The sequence below is a fragment of the Chryseobacterium sp. CFS15 genome (genome assembly GCF_031118795.1).
Taxonomy (GTDB): Bacteria; Bacteroidota; Bacteroidia; order Flavobacteriales; family Weeksellaceae; genus Chryseobacterium; species Chryseobacterium indoltheticum.
The window spans coordinates 190507-207158 of the sequence record NZ_JAVHYL010000002.1 but is presented as its reverse complement, the minus strand read 5'-3'; the positions used below and the strand labels follow the sequence as shown (position 1 = coordinate 207158).

The window sequence follows — 16652 nt, the reverse complement described above, 5'->3', positions numbered from 1 at the left end:
TTGTAATTACTCGTACTTTCTAATTTATTACTCTTACCAATTTTTCTCTCGAAATAAGGCCGAATACATTTATTCGGTCGCATAAGATTCTGCACTTCCACATCTTTGTATCGAAATATTTATCAAACCTTAAATAACGATACAATGAAAACAATTTCTTACATCAGCTTTTTTCTATTATTCTTTGCAGGCTTTCAGGTTTTTGCTCAGAAAAAAGATTACAGTTTTCTTACCGACAGTTTGAAAATTGAAGGACAGTTAGAAAAGTACAAACTTCCCGGATTTAGCGTGGTTGTTTTTGAAAACTATAAAATTATTTACTCTAAACAATTTGGTCAGAAGTCGGCAAATTCTCCAGAAAAAATAGATGAAAATACAGCATTTTCTACCGCATCTATTTCCAAACCAATCACTGCACTTCTTTGTTTTATTTTAGAAGAAAAAGGTTTAATTAATCTAAATGAACCGATTGACAAATCTTTGAAAAGATGGCATCTACCCAAAAGTAAATTCACAGAAAACAATGCTCCGACTTGGAAACAATTTCTGAATCATACCTCAGGAACTACCCAAAGTGGTTTCGAAGACCATTATGAAGGCGAAAAAATCCCAACGATAAAAGAAAGTCTTTTAGGAAAAATCCCGAGATACGATAAGGAAATTGAGTTTACTTTTGAGCCGGGAACCGATTGGCAATACAGCGGTGGTGGTTACACAATTATTCAAATGGCATTGGAAGATACTTTCAATAAATTGATTGCAGAGCTTGTAAAAGAATATATCTTTTCTCCGCTTGGATTAAAAAATACAACAATGATTCAACCAAATGAAAAAGGATTTCTAACAAATGTAGCTTTGGTTCACGATAAAGACGGAAAAGTAATCAAAACAGGGTTGCCGATTACGCCACAAGTTGGCCCTTCAGGATTATGGTCTACCCCAACTGATTTAGCCAAAATTGCTATTGAGATGCAAAATGCTTTGCGCAATAAAAACAATAAAGTGATTTCTCACAATGTGGCAAAAAAAATGACAAAAGTAACCGCTTTAAAAAATGCAGTTAGCGGATGGAGTTACGGTTGGCAAAAATCTTTTGGATACAATAATTATGATTGGTTTGCCTGCAATGGCTCAAACACAGGAGTTGGCGGAAATGTGATGGGTACAATGAAAGATGGAAATGGTTTTGCATTTCTTGCCAATGGTGAAAAGCCAAATCGTTTTCCTGTGATGGGAGCAACACAAAGAAAAATTCTTTCACTAATGAACTGGAACGGCAATTTCCACAATGAAAAAACTCAGGAAATACCTGCAAATCTGAAAAAACAACTCATCGGAACCTATGATGATTTTCTTTACGGACAAGGAATGGAAACCAAAATAGTAGAAAAAAACAATCGTCTTTACGTAGAATCTGAGCTTTTGGAACATTTTAAAGGAAAAAATGATAATGAGTTGGTGTATCTAAAAAATGGATTATTCGAAATAACAGATTATCCAAACCTTTTAAAATTCGATTTCAAAGATGAAAAACCAAGTTTTGTTACTCTAAAAAGAGATGGTTTAACAGCCACAACTCAAATGATTAATAAAACAAATTAACCTTTAATAGAAATAAAAAAACGGATGTTTACAGTGATAAACATCCGTTTTTAGTTGTAAATATTTTCTAAATTTTAAAACAGCAATCGCCTTATCATTAAATTATATCAAAAATCTTCAGAAATAATATGCTCTATACAATATTCTGCCAACGCAGTAATCGTTAAAAACGGATTAACGCCAATCGTTCCTGGAATTAAAGATCCATCAATGATATAAAGATTTTCAGATCCTTTAAGTCTGCCCATCATATCTGTCGCCTTTCCCAATACGGCACCACCCAATGGATGATAACAAATATCTGCACCAAAACCATTATTGAAAAGTAAATGCGCTCTTGTTCCTCCGTTTACTTTATTCATTTTTTTTATAAAATATTCAGCATTCGTTCTTGCGAGCGCCACATTCTCTGCAGACCACTGTAAATCAATTTTTTTAGAAATCGGATTAAAGAACACAGAACCTTTTTTGGGCACCGGATTAATCATTAAATAAAGTGAAGTTGCTACATCCATTCCCATTGGAAGCGGCGCGATTTCGGAAAAAAACGGGTGTTCCTTATCATCCCAATTATCAATTCCACCTACAGGAATCGTAGAATGGTTTACACCAGTTCCACCGGAAAATGTTTTGACAAAATTTCTACCGGTCATGAAATTTCCATTATTGCCCCAGTTTTGTCCTACTTCAGAATTTAAAGTCAATTTATTATCATTTGATGATTTTAAAAGCAATTCTAAAGTTCCCATTGTACCGGCGCATAAAAACAGTTTTTTACAAACAATTTTCTTTTTTGCAACCGTCTCACCAAGAGTATTTGTCTGGATAACTTCCAAAATGTAGGTATTATCTGAACCTTTTGTGATACTTTCAACTTTATTCAGATCATGAATATGAACTTTACATGTTTCCTGAGCTTTTTTAAGATAGGTTTTGTCTAAAGATTTTTTACCGTAATTGTTTCCGTAAATCACTTCACCAGCCAAAGCCGAACGAGGAACTTTATTTTCATATTCATCTTCCATATATTTAAAATCATAAACATTCGGAACACGAACGGTTTTAAATCCTGCTTTATGAGCTTCTTGTTCGCCGACTTTATTGAATTTATAAAAACTGCAGTTTTCTAGAAAACTTTCATCCGCAGAATTAACTTCAAGCTCCTTCTCCGCCAAAGGGAAATATTTTTTATAAAACTCTTCAGTATTCAGTTCTGGAAATAGTTCGCCGAAATAATCTTTCTTGGGCAAGACGGCCATTCCTCCGTTAACAAGAGATCCGCCTCCAACCCCTCTTCCCATCCAGATTTTGATATTGCTAAAATCCCATCGATCAAGCGTTCCTGTATATTTTTTGGTGTTGAAAATATTAAAAAATGGGGCAATCGTTTTAGTTCTCAGCCAAGCTGCAGATTTCCCGGGACTAATCATAGGAGAAAATTTTTCACCACACTTTTCCCAATTAAGACCCATTTCAAGAATTGTTACTTCATGTCCGGATTGTGCCAAACGCAAAGCAGCAACAGCTCCACCGTAACCGGAGCCAATAATAACATTGTCAATTTCTACAATTTCTGTTTCGAAATTCAATTCGTTTTCTTTTCCAAATAAAACTGATGAAAAGCTTGTAAAATACAATGCTCCAACTCCTAAAAGTGAATGTCTTAGAAATTCTTTACGGTTCATAAAATGGTCTTTTGGTTTATCATAATGTAAAAGGAAGTTAGTTGTATCTTCAGCCATTACTTCTTTTTGCAAAATCAAGACCACTCCGGGAAAATTACTTATGTACACTTCATATTTTAGTATTTAAAGCATAAAAAACCGCTTTAGAAAATATCTAAAGCGGTTTATAATATGTAGCGATTATTGCTAATCAATAATTATTTTACTTCTTCGAAAATAACTATATATGAATATCAAAGAGTTATAATTTTATGGTACAAATATGATACTGATTAATATGTATTTTTATTACTGAAAATATGTAATCCACTAATAATCATACCTTTTTATATTTTAATCGATTTTATTAAGGAATCATTGATATAATCTACAGTTTGCAGTGGTGTTGGCTTTACAGATTCAACAGGTTTTCTATTTAACTGCGTGTCGAGGCTCTCGACAAAAATACGTTTCCGTTTTTCCAACAGTTTTATAAAGATATTTCATCGCACAGTTGCAGGGCCTCGTTGACATCTTTGCTCGGAAGTTCAACTGTAGATACTTTGAAATTCTTAAATTCTTCTGCATATTTCTTGACCGCTTTCTTTCCTGCATCATCGTTATCAAAACAGAAGATGATTTCCTCAAGTTCCTTTAAATGGCTGCTGGCTTCGGCTATCTTGTCGGTAAGTCCTTTCGTTCCAAAACAGCTTATCATGCTGTAATTGTCGCTGATTCTTGCATTTGGAGCAGGCTTTCACGTCTTTCAGATAGTAATGCTTGTACTTGTCATCGTTAAAGATGTAACGGAAGTACAGCCCTGTAACTTGGTTCTTCCGATTTCTAAGCGCAAAGCAGAGACACCATTTCGCAGAGGGGCTGTAGCCCTTTTCTCCGGTTCTGCTGTTGATGAGTCCCTTGTCTTGCAATATACCAACTTCTAAAACTTGTTTTAATAACTCTTCAGTTTTTCGTTCACCGTGATGGAATTGGGCAGAGTTGTAGCCGATTTCTGTTCTCGTAAAATCAAGCCCTCTTTTATCCAATATTCCTTGGCAGGTTTTGAGTTGTTGATGGCATTTCTAAAATAAGTGAAGATATTCGTTAAAAATTGTTCTCTGCTTACTGTTAGATTTCCGGAATTCGTGTTTAAAATCTCTTGAGCTTTTTTTATCGCTTCGTGCTTGCTCAGATTTTCCCTATGCATTATAAAATCTATCACATTGATACTTTTTGTAAATTTGCTTAGTAAATGCGAAAACGTAAAGTACAGGCGAAAATTTGCAAACTAAATGCGAATGCAAATTTGATTAGAATTATGCTATTGCATCTGGTTTTTAATCCTACAAGTCATTTTTATAAACGTTCTTTTTTTAATAAACAAATTCTTTTCTATTTGGAGCTGAAAAATTAAGCACAAAGTAAATATGATTTGTCCATTATATTTTGAAGAGAATATTCTGAATTTTGGTGTAACAAATAGTATGTTTGAGATCTTTGAAATTATTTAAGATGTGTTTACCTGAAGATACCGAAGAAATGGCCTTGACTGTAAATCGTCAGCAAAAAGTGGACATTAGACATTAAAAATTTAAGGAGTGTTTTCATAAAAAGAGTAATTTTAATTATGGCAACACCGAAAAAAATAGAATTGCAATACACAAGGGGAATTACAAGCCTTATGTCTATACCACCATTACGGAACATTTAGCCAGCACCCACAAATTTGTAGCCGGATGGAGTGCGGCAAGGTTCCTTGAATGGGCAGGCAGTATTGATGATGCAGTCAATGAGTACATCATGCAAATTATTGAAAACAGGAATCATCCTGAACAAGCCTACAAAAGCTGTTTAGGAATTTTGAACTTCGAAAAAAAAGTAGGCAGAGAGCGATTGATCAATGCCTGCAAACGGGCATTGGATTTTAAAATCTACAGAAAATCTTAGAGAACAATCTAGATCAAATGATCGATCCTGAAAAAGGAGAACAGGAGCAGGAACTCCCTGATCACGGCAACATCCGAGGAAACTGCAAATAGGTCTGAACATAAAAAAAATTAGAGAGCAAAGAGGTTTGCTCCAAAAGGTAGTAGCATTAGCAGCTGGTCTGCATCCTGCCAATTACAATAAAACGGAAAAAGGGGAACGAGAACTTTCTATTGAAGCTCTTGACAAAATCGCCAAACTTTTCTCAATGACTATCGACCAAATTGTAAATTATGAGGGCGATATCCCAACCGAAGTAACGATTGAGAACAAAGATTTGAACGAACGCTTAAAAATGATTGACCAGCTGGAAGAGGAAGATAAAAACGCAATCTATCGCATTATCGACGGGATGCTCACTAAATCTAAATTTAAAGACTTTTTTAATAAAAATGTGGCGGCATTATAAACCATAAACCCTCGCTTTTGCGAGGGTTTGTTGTTTTTATTTTTTTGTTGGCGGTGGTGGAATTCTTCCTTTTCCAATACCTGTTTTTTGAGAATAAAACTTTAATGAATCCTCAGAAGGAAAATCATTTGTTACTTTCGTGAAATTCTTACTTGTAAAACTCTGCTTCAAATAGACTTCTAAAACAAAAGATAGTAATTGTATTCTAGAAGGCAAGGCATTTAAATCTCCATAAACCAATTTACTTTTATTTTTATTCTTCAATATTATTATCATTTCGGACTTATCATCTGCTGATTTTGTCCCATAAAATTCATCCCACTTATTGAAGTCTTTTAAAGTATAATAAACCCAATCTTCGAATGGTTTCGTCATTATTAAAGACATTTCTTGATTTCCCTCGTAACCATAAACTTTAACTGATACTTGACCATTTGAAGATATATTCATATCATAATTAAAATTAAAAGGGCTATCAATTATATTTTTAAAAGATATATATATAGTATCATAATTAATTGCACTAATATCTCCAAGATCTAATTTATGATATTTTACAAGCTCATTCTCATATTTCAAGTATAATGTATCTTTTTTTAATATATGATTAGTTGAATCTTTTTTTATCGGGAAGTTTAAATTATTGTTAATAATAAAATTATATTTTGAATGATTTTTACTGTTCTCTTGAACGAAAATAACATTTTCATCACGTTTTGAACAACTAAATAAAGAAAGAAAAATTCCTATGAAATAAATTTTGTTATTAATCTCCATAACTCATATCTTTTTTTATATCAGCATCACTCTTTTTTATATTATTCTTTTGATTGAAAGATTTAATAATAGGTACTCCTATTTTTAGCCTTTTATCGTCTCTTCTTTCCTGATAATGGTCATAATATCTTTTAGAATAATTGTTTTTCTTTCCAAAGTTTACTAAATCTTTATCATAACCCGCTGACTGATCTAATTTTTTGTTGTCAGAATAATCAATTGCACTTTTTTCAGCATGAATTACTGTTTCATGTATAATAGTTTCTAAATTTGAATATGCACTACCAGAACCTAATATATCAACAGTTATATCAACACCATCTTGAGTTATCTTATCAACAGTCATTCCGCTTGCCGGTAAAAGATTTTTAGAATTATAATCCTTTGTAAGTCCGAAATCTCCAACAATTAAATCAACACCTTTATTATGATATTCTCCTCCATCTTTTCTGTATTGAACACCCGCTACTTTCTGATTAGGAGCCGCATATTTTGAGAGAAAAGCAATTCCTTCTTTAGATGTCGCATAGTGATTCCATGCTTTAACTAAACCAGGGTTTTTATAAGAGCCATCTTTATTCTTTGCAAAAATCTTACTTGGATCAATATGCTCAGGTTCTCTTCCATCTGGATCTGTATAACGCACAGGATTATTGAATGTGTATACATACGGCGACCAGCTCGGCATCTTCTCTGCCAGTGGGTCAACACTATTCCAAAAACTCAATCTTGGGTTATAATATCTTGCACCATAGTAATACAATCCTGTCTCACTATCCAATTCCTTGGCATTAAATTTATACGGATTATCATAAACACCAGTCATCTGCTCTGCCATGGTTTCTCCGAATGGTAAATTTAGGAAAAATTGAGTAGTTTCAGCAGCTGAATTTGTTATATATGTTGAAGAACCGAGATGATCACCATGGTAATAATATACATCAGCTACTGCGGATTGGTTTTTAGCATATTCGTTTTCCAATTTCGAAGTATCATAACCTGCTTTTTTCAAATATAAGTAAAAATCAGCTTCTGCATCAACGGAATCAGAAGACTTCTCTTTACCTGCTTGACGATTCTGCTGGACAAACTGTCCTGCTCCATCCAGAAGACGACTTGCCACTCTTTGAGAACCCGCATAATAATGTTTAGAATAAATTGATGCATGGGTTAACACCACATATGGGTTAGGATAAATCTTATAATTATTCAGTATCATATTTCCGTCTATCAAAGCTCCATTTTGATAGAGCTCTGCTCCTGTCTGAAGATCATACTTGATTACTCGTTCTCCCTTATCGTCGTAAACATAATACTGATAGACGCCGGTATCGGTGTCATTATAAGCTTTAAGTCTATCACTTTCATCCCAGAACATTCTTATTAAATTGTTTGGGGTCTGATGCTCAGTAATATTACCATTAGAATCATACACGAAACTTTCTGTATTACCGGTCTGCATATCATCAATCCCATTTATTTTGTGAGTTCCGCTTATATAATGATATATATTTTCGTAAGTATTCAATGGATTAATGTTTGAATCCTGGATGTGCTGTTGCTGTTTTTTCTGAATAGATCCGGAAGAATTATAGGTCATATTAAGATTAAAGGATGCATTTGATACTGCATAGTTTACCTGAGGACTTGTCAATTCTCCGCTTGCATAAGAAAGCCTGTTCATCTGATCATACTGGTAGAGGTACTGATAAGCTCCGGCCATATTATTCGGCGATTTCGGTGCTGTATTATTGACAGATGTAATATTATCAACGTAATCATATGAATACGAATTATTGAGTAATTGATTGTTAACATTATTCTTCAATATATGATTATCCAAATTTCGACTGGTCGGAATATAAGTATAGTCAGATCTTGTATCATTCCCATATAAAATGGAAGTTCTCTGATCATAATGGTCATATTCGATATCTTTTATGTACTCATAATTTTTACTATTAACCATTCTTTTAAGGTTTCCTCCTAAGTTATATTCATAGAGTAAAGCCTCTCCATCAGGGTAGACAATACTTCTGATCCTGTTCCAGCTATCATACTCAAATTTCGTCATAAAATTCATGGTCGGAATCTGAAAGCCTGTAACATTTCGATTCTCACTGATAACTTCGCCCATCATTCCATATTCAAAACTAACGTCTCCAGAATTATCACTTTTATAAATAATTCTTCCTGTATTATTTCCAGAATTGTTAGGAGCATATTTGTAATATGCATTCGATGGGTTAGAACCTGTCGGAAGATCAGGAAACGAAATCTCTGTTAAGCGGTTATAATCATAAATGTATTTTATCTCTGCACCATTTGCAGTATTAACTTGTGTCAGATTGCTTGCAGAGTCATAAGTAAATTCAGATATTCCACGATCAGGATGATTTACTGAAACTTTTCTTCCTGCCAAATCATAATCATAGTAAGTCACTGTTCCTTCAGGATCTGTGACAGTTTTCAATTCTCCAATGTTATTGTATGTATACATAGTCTGCAAAGCAGTCCCTCCAATGTAAGAACTCGTATTGATTGCTCTGCCATCTGCGTCTTTTATTGACTCTGACTGCAGTTGTGTTATAGCATTTTGCATTTGAGTTGCAATTGTTTTATAAGTATTGTTATCAATCAAATAACTCATGTTTGCAACATGACCATCTTCATCTACAGATGTTAAAGGACGATCATAAACATCGTAGGTAGTAGAGGAATAATAAGATGAGGGATTAGGATTTATAGCACAGTTTGCACATCCATATCCATATGGGTCTTTATCTTCAACTACCGGATGGTATTGTTGAATTGCTCTTCCCAAAGAATCATACATGATTATACCAGAAACTGAAACTTTTTCTGACCCAGCAATCTCAATATCTTTTTTCACCTGCACAGTACGATTCAGACCATCTACTATTGAAAAAGTTTCAATAGGGTTGGAAGGGTTTTGAGGATCAAAATTCTCTGTTCTGGCATAATAAATCATTGGATTGTTCGACGAGTTATTGTAATTTTCACCCAGAGAACTCCAAAAGCCATATGAATATTTAACAGTATAAGGACTAACACCATTCTCATAAGGCGCTAATATTGATGACATCCTTCCTTTTGCATCATAAGTGTATTCAATACTGTTCCCTCCTGTATCAATAGTTTTTGTAGGAACATCAAATCTTGGGTCATATTCTGCAAAAGATTCAATACCAAAACTGTCACGTACTTTTACCGGATATTTATAAGGAGCCGCATTATAATCGTAACTTACAACATATCGTTGGGAATTTTCATTAGAAGGATTCGTAACTTCTATAATATTACCATAAACATCGTATATGTATTTGCTTACGGCATTCTCATAACTATTAAGTTGTATCGATATCGATTGGATATCGCCAGTATTTGGATAAACTCTACAGTCACGCTGTCTCATCATCGTGGAAGTGGTGGTTCCACTGTAAACTTTTATATTTTTTGGTACATTTAGTATATTGTTATTTAAAACATGATAAGTTATTTCCGAATTGTAACTGGAAGAAGGGCTTATGTATTGATAATTGACCAACTGTTGTTGGTTATTATATGTAAAGTTCACGTCGGTACTTACCATACCACCAGTGTCATAATTTGTGATTGTCTTACGGTCAAGTAATACTGTGGCCATCTTTCTTCCTTCAGTGCCCCCATTATCGAATGTATATGATAAAGAATTCAGGTCAATTACAGTATTGTTATTGATAAATTTATGCAGTGTATACCTATTGATAGTCCTCGACAACATAGTAGATCCCGTTCCGTTATAAGCTTCACTGCGTAAAACAAGTCCATTTAAGAAATAATTATTGTTATTATATGTATCCTCATTACGTCTGTAAACTACAGAAGAATTCATTTGCTCAGAGATTACTTTTTCGAAACCAAAATATTCTCTCTCTCTTCTGTTATATTGCGAATTTTGATATCTAAATCTTGTTACCATATCTTTTCCCGGAGTAGAAACAAGATGATATAGAGACATAGCATCAGGATTAAGATAATTTACCTCTTTCATCACCAATCTTCCGTTAGGGTCGTTATAAGTTGGCTTATTGAATTCGTAATCTATTGTGAAAATACTGGTTGGTTTCAGATCGTTATTTACACCGGCATTTCTTATCACTGTTTTCAGTTTGTTTGTTTTTCCAACTAGGGAATAGTTTACAACAAAACCATCATTCTGAGAGATAACGAGATCCGCAAAACCATCCCCATTCATATCTTTAAATGATTTATCAACTTCAGCAATTGATAGCCCTACATTAGCAGAGGCATCACCACCTATTTTAAGATAAATGATTGGGAAAGGAAACAATGGCCACCATACGATTGGTATCGTCTTGTAGTACCCCCCACCAATATTAATACCACCTCTATACGTCTTGGCTTCATTATTATAATCAATCCCACTGCCAGTTTTTGACAGTACGACGGGTGATGAAAATTTATTCCCTAAATTGTATTTAACGCTGGTCTGATTGGAACCAATAAGTAAAATATCTGTCAAACCATCTCCGTTAATATCTTCAAAAGTAGATTTAGATGATCCCAATGCATACGAAGCAGATAAGCCTATATTTACTGGTAGGGAAGTAAGACCCGAAAAATCAAAATTAAATCCTAAGCCGAAAGAAGAAACAGGACCTGAAGAATAGGTTTCAGCATTATTGAAACTATGGCCTCCATCCAGACTATTTCCTAAATTAAGATAAAATTTCATTGCCGACGTTCCGCCGCCTGTAACTCTGTCGGGCATTCCATCGCCATTTATATCCAGCCAGAAGGATTCACCGGAATCATTGGCATCATAATTTGTATTTATGCTTACAGAAAAAGATGAATTACTTTCATTACCACTCTGCATAGCATCACTTGGAATATAATCATAAGCTGATGACGAACTTATGATTTCTCCATTCTTTAGTGCAGAAGCAGCTGCAGCAATCGTTCCAGTGGAAAATTGTGCGCCGTTCGTATTCATGTAACTATTTGTATTTGAAATATATGCATTTACCAATGGTCCATGTATTGGACGGTGTCCACCCGTTGCATTTGTTGTCTGCATTGCATCTTTATACACTGCATCAGGATAACCATCTCCGTTAAGATCCATAAAATCCTGAAGAGTAATATTTCCATCACCCACTAAATTTGAGTTAACATTACTTAATCCTGCACCGGCAAGACTTCCACTTAAGGTATTTGTTCTGGTTTTACTGTAATATTTTTTATTGATTCCATACATTTTTGTATCTACATCACCCTGAATAATAAAAGTGTCTGGGAGATCGGGATTAGCAGTCTGAGGATTAAAAAATGTGCTGACTGATTCATCATCTCTGAACCCATCAGCCGATGAGTATTGTTCAGGTCCAACTCCAATCCATTTTTCAAAATATCCTATGGCTTGTCCTCCATTGGGCGCAGTTATTCTGCCACTTATTAGGTAAGGATCCATTGGTTTAATAGGTTCAGGATTAAAATTGGCAGGATTCTGATAATAACCTGAGTTGTTAATCTGCTGAACAATACATTCTGCGGTTTCCTGTTGAGTCGGTAAATTTTCACATGCCGGAAAACTCATAGAAATCGGCGGTTCTACACCTTTTAAAGATGCGAGATTAATTAATCTTCCATATTCATCAGATGGTGTTGCAGGATTCAATATAAAGCCATCAGCATTTGTTGAAGTGATCACATCCGCATATTCATTGTAAAGGAATTGACTCCAATTATGATAGAACTGTCCTACTTTTTCGAGAGCGGAAGAATTTACCGAGGTGTGATTTACTGAACCAAAGACGGTATTGGAAGAACCATAAAATAGATTAAAAGGTTTGTTCTGATATAAATTACTGTATTCCTTATAAAACTTGTAGTCAGATTCAGAAAGGCAATATATCTGGACGCTGATTCTGCCATCTCCAGGTGCAGCAGTTGCAGCATTTCCTGTAAAGAAACTAATTGGGCTCAGTCCATTGACTATCTGATTAGAAGTTATGTCCAACTCCACACATGTTGTGGAATTCATAGGGTTAATTATTCTTCGTTTAGCCAAAGTTTGATTACCTCTTTTTACAATGTAATAGAATGTTCCTTTTGTTAATCCCGCATTGGAAAAATTACTTTTATTTAATTCAATTTTGTATTCCTGAATTCCTACTGGAGGCGTAGATTGGCTTTCTGTTACACTAATTTGTTTATTTAGTTCTGTTATATAAAACGAAGGGTATTCTGCAACAGGATAAAGTAACTTTTGAAAACTTCCTGTTGGGGTATAGTGGACCGAAATCTTATTCCAGTTACTATCTTTAAAAGAGGTATGCGAATCTGTTTCTACCACAAATCTGATCACCGAAGGGACATCATTACCACCAAAATTAAGGTTTGTTACATTTGGAATGTTGTTAGCTAATGGTGTGGTAGTAAAAGAACTATTACTCTGCGGGTAAGTTTGGTTATATAAAATAGTTTCATTACCAGCAGGATCGGTCTTTACAATTTTAAACTTTATGTCATCTGTGGAAAATGGGAAATTAACGCTGGGTACACTAATCAGAACATTTCCGGGTGAATCAATTTGCAATGGTTTTGTGTGATTGTTCAAAAAATAATTATCTGAATAATACCCACTGTTCATATCATAACCATCCTGTTGATAAAAAGGCATTTCTACAGCAGAAATATCTGTATTGACATACCTTATTTTAGGGTTTGATAAAACTTTATAGTTTGCATTCTCATTGTAGTGCAACCTGACAAAAATTTTCTCTCCTGATTTAACCTTTAAATAGTTTCCATTATTTATTGCCAAATGGTTATTTGAATTAGGCGGGGACAGAACTTGGATTGCTGAGAAATAATCATTATACTTTGAAATCAAAATGTTTTCAGAGGCCATTCCAGCGTTCAGAGTTTTAAGGTAAATCCTTACATTTTTTGTAGGGTCATCAGGATTTAGCATTTCTACAGAATAGTCAGATTTTGCACCTGAAGTATTTTGAATATTTACAACATCACTGAATTCAACAAACCCATCACGCGGAGCTACCCACACTTTGACTACATCGTTTGATACTACGTCCTGCCATTGACCTTCAAGAGGTGTATTGTGCTGTGTAAGTGCATCTGCAACTATGACCATATTTTCAGTCGTATCACTGAACTGGGTCATTTCGACATTTCCATTAGAATGATTTCTTCGGCCAAAGAGTACTTGCCCATCTTTAACAACATCCATTACGCCATCCGAATTGGCATCCAGAATAAATGATTGTGTATCACTTTTACTAGTTGACCACATCTGTGAATAATTAAATCCAAGGCTGAAAACACGTATTCCCGCATCCCATCCAATATTGTTTGTTTTGGTTTTCGTCAGTGAAAAATTGCTGTTTAGATTTTCAATATTCTTGTCAGAACCAAAAGTAATGTTTGAACCGCTTAAACTTCCAGGGCGAAACCTAAGCCCTGCATTTCTTTTTCTATAAATAAGATCAGGAATTCCATCTCCATCAAAGTCCATAAGCTCCTGCGACTTTTTAGCTTCTGCCTCAGAATGACCTATATTAAAAGATGCCATGATATGACCATATGTCCTAAAAGGACCAGGAAGAAGAATGTCCAGTCCAACACCAGGGACACGACCATGTATTCCCCATTCAAACATATTATTTGCTCCTATTTTTGAAGGCTTTAATCCACTTGGAAGAAGAGGAAATGCATCATGACCTCCACCACCGTCAATATTTGTATCTGCTCCGAAATTTGCTCCGTTTTCAGCTAAGTCATTATAATACTCAAAACGGTGTTGATTAGTAAATTCATCTTTGCTGTCATATTCGATGATATCATGCAAAAGTGTTTTGAAAAATTCACCGGATGTATATTGTAAATTATATCTCCTGATTACTTCATCATCATATTTAATAACAATATTTTCAAGCCTGTAAGGTTCTACGATTTTTCTCCCTGATTTTGCATGCATCGAAATATCTGGTCTTACAATAGAGTTTTCTCTTTGAAAATTTACTGAGTAATTTCCATCGCTTCCGGCATGTCCAGTATAAATAATCTTTTTAATATGGAAATACACACCATTATTGAGATTTTCATTTTCTCCAGACTGGTTAGATAATACAAAATTCTCATATTCGAACTTTATATTATTTTGGTACACATCTTCTATTTTTAATACACTCCACTTTATAATATTACCACTTCCATCTTTGATTACAGTTTCATTAACTACCCCATTTTCATCACCTCCATAATATGTTTTCGTACCATTCGTAGAGGTTACAATCCACCTATAAAGCTTCGGATTTGAACCGTATCTTTCTATTTTAGTAAAATCGTGATTTTTTCTTAAAAAGAATACTTTTTTATCATTAGTTAGCAAGGCAGTTCTCTCCTGTTGATTTGTAGTGTATACTGTACTTGTTTCATTGATGTTGTTATGACGATGCGGAAGATAGTTACCATCGTATACAAGCATTTCCCCATCCATTGAATATAGTTCAGTTTCAAAAGTTGGGTTAAATTTTGGACTTCCCCAACGTGTATCTATTGTAATAGAAGAAATTCCGTTTACGTCCCAACCTTCACCAAGCCAGCTGTTACCCGCAGAGCTGCTGTAACCAACTGAAAGGGATGGTTGCATTCCTCTTCTGCCAGAAGGAATTATAATAGGGTGCGAAACATTAGCATCTCCTTTGTGATTAGGAACAGGGGAGTTGATAGATGAGATTGCTGCTGTAGGATTTCCTGCTTTAAGACCACTAATTCCCGTAGGATTAGCGGCATTCAGTTGGGGAGACTCAGGAGCAGACACAATACCGTTGATATAATCACCTTCTCCATTTCCTTCAAAAGTTACCATCTTAGTCTTAACATCAACAACCGTAGATGTTTCAGTCTTCCATTGTTTCCTATCATAGTCAAAAGAAAAAACCTTTATATCCTTTGGAGAAGTTAGTCCAAGCTTTTTTTCATCATAGGGAATACTGATCTTTAAATTCTTTTTAAGGTTACCTGTTCTTGATAATCTGTAACCGGAATTATTTTGAGTAACATTTCTTAATCCTCCTGACACAGCCGGAAGATCTTTAGTTCGTAATTTTAAAATATCAACAGAGGCAGATTCAGCAGTTTCTTTATCTGCCTTTAGGTTGATATCCTCATAATTTATATCAATCTGCTGGTCGTTGGTAAAATGAACTGTTTTGTAACTGTAAATATTATTATTAATTATTTTAAAGGATTTTTGATCTTCAGGAATATTATAATATTTAGTAATATTTTCTCTGGTAACAGAAAACTTTCCCGATCTTAATTCGGTATCAGTTAATTGAAGTATTCTCTCAAACTCACCGGCATTTGAACCAACCATATTTCCATTAACATATGCATGCCCATCACTTAAACCTTTTACGTATAGCATATTTCCAGATAATAATGCAGTGATTTCACTTTCTGCATCCATCAATCTTTTGGTTTCATAAGAAATTTTTAGATTTCTGACTTTGTATTTCACACCTGAAGCTGGCGATGTAAATAGGATGCTGTTTAGACCGCTTTTAAGTATGGAATGGCTTAATTCTTCCTTTTGATGGCTCCATCCGGAAGATGGAATTATAATTTCACCTCCTGTCGCCAAATGATGATTTACAGATCTTGAAGCAGAATGATATGAAGCCAATCCGAATAATTCATATTCAAGAAAAATCCGGGAATTCATATTTGGATTAGCAGAAATATTTACCGTAAAAAAATTATCTTTTACCCAGTCTTCTTCTCCTTCTGTTAAAACTCCGATTAATCCCTCTTTTTCAAATGCTGAATACTCAATGCTTTTACTGAGAACATTTTCTGAATTATTATTACTAATGGGTTTAATATTAAAATCCCTATCGTTTATATTGTAGTCTCGGAAAACATTATTTTCAGTACTCATGAAAGATTTACTGACATCAGCTAAATGGGATAAAAGAGGAAAATCAGAAGACCTATCATTATTTTCTGCTTTTGTTCCATTCCATTTTTCTTTCCATTCTCTGACACGTTGTCTGTCTTCCTTCGTGAAACTTGCAAAAAGGAACATGATAGCAAAAAAGCATACCAAAAGAACTGACTTCTTTGTGAAAGGAAGTTTTATTGATTTTATTTTCATGATT

Annotated in this window: 8 protein-coding genes; 3 read left to right on the top strand and 5 right to left on the bottom strand. The window is 34.4% G+C overall.

The features are described from left to right. The first annotated feature begins 144 nt into the window (after positions 1–144). Complete coding sequence (locus tag OH814_RS03675; protein ID WP_308827149.1) at positions 145–1602, top strand: serine hydrolase domain-containing protein; 1458 nt, start codon at positions 145–147, stop codon at positions 1600–1602. Between the two features lie 107 nt (positions 1603–1709). On the opposite strand, the gene OH814_RS03670 is transcribed toward OH814_RS03675, so the two are convergent. From OH814_RS03670 to OH814_RS03660, 3 genes are all read right to left on the bottom strand, one after another. After that, positions 1710–3344, bottom strand: coding sequence for a GMC oxidoreductase (locus OH814_RS03670; protein WP_308827148.1), 1635 nt, complete (start codon positions 3342–3344; stop codon positions 1710–1712). Between the two features lie 412 nt (positions 3345–3756). Then, the gene (locus OH814_RS03665; RefSeq protein WP_374990548.1) at positions 3757–3984 is read right to left on the bottom strand and encodes a toprim domain-containing protein; all 228 of its coding nucleotides are present in this window, start codon (positions 3982–3984) and stop codon (positions 3757–3759) included. 234 nt (positions 3985–4218) lie between these two features. Next, complete coding sequence (locus tag OH814_RS03660) at positions 4219–4488, bottom strand: hypothetical protein (RefSeq protein ID WP_308827147.1); 270 nt, start codon at positions 4486–4488, stop codon at positions 4219–4221. A 578-nt stretch (positions 4489–5066) separates the two neighbouring features. Between OH814_RS03660 and OH814_RS03655 the strand changes: the two genes are divergently transcribed. Both OH814_RS03655 and OH814_RS03650 read left to right on the top strand, forming a co-directional pair. Next, positions 5067–5213, top strand: coding sequence for a hypothetical protein (locus OH814_RS03655; RefSeq protein WP_308827146.1), 147 nt, complete (start codon positions 5067–5069; stop codon positions 5211–5213). 82 nt (positions 5214–5295) lie between these two features. After that, positions 5296–5661 carry a helix-turn-helix transcriptional regulator gene (locus tag OH814_RS03650; RefSeq protein WP_308827376.1) on the top strand — a complete coding sequence of 122 codons (366 nt, stop codon included), beginning with the start codon at positions 5296–5298 and terminating at the stop codon, positions 5659–5661. Positions 5662–5697: 36 nt separating this feature from the next. Here the strand turns inward: OH814_RS03650 and OH814_RS03645 are convergent, their stop codons facing one another. Together OH814_RS03645 and OH814_RS03640 are read right to left on the bottom strand one after the other, a co-directional pair. Beyond that, positions 5698–6438 carry a hypothetical protein gene (locus OH814_RS03645; protein ID WP_308827145.1) on the bottom strand — a complete coding sequence of 247 codons (741 nt, stop codon included), beginning with the start codon at positions 6436–6438 and terminating at the stop codon, positions 5698–5700. Further along, positions 6428–16648: an RHS repeat-associated core domain-containing protein gene (locus OH814_RS03640; RefSeq protein WP_308827144.1), complete on the bottom strand. Its 10221-nt coding sequence runs from the start codon at positions 16646–16648 to the stop codon at positions 6428–6430. The genes OH814_RS03645 and OH814_RS03640 overlap by 11 nt, the downstream gene beginning before the upstream one ends. Positions 16649–16652 lie beyond the last annotated feature (4 nt).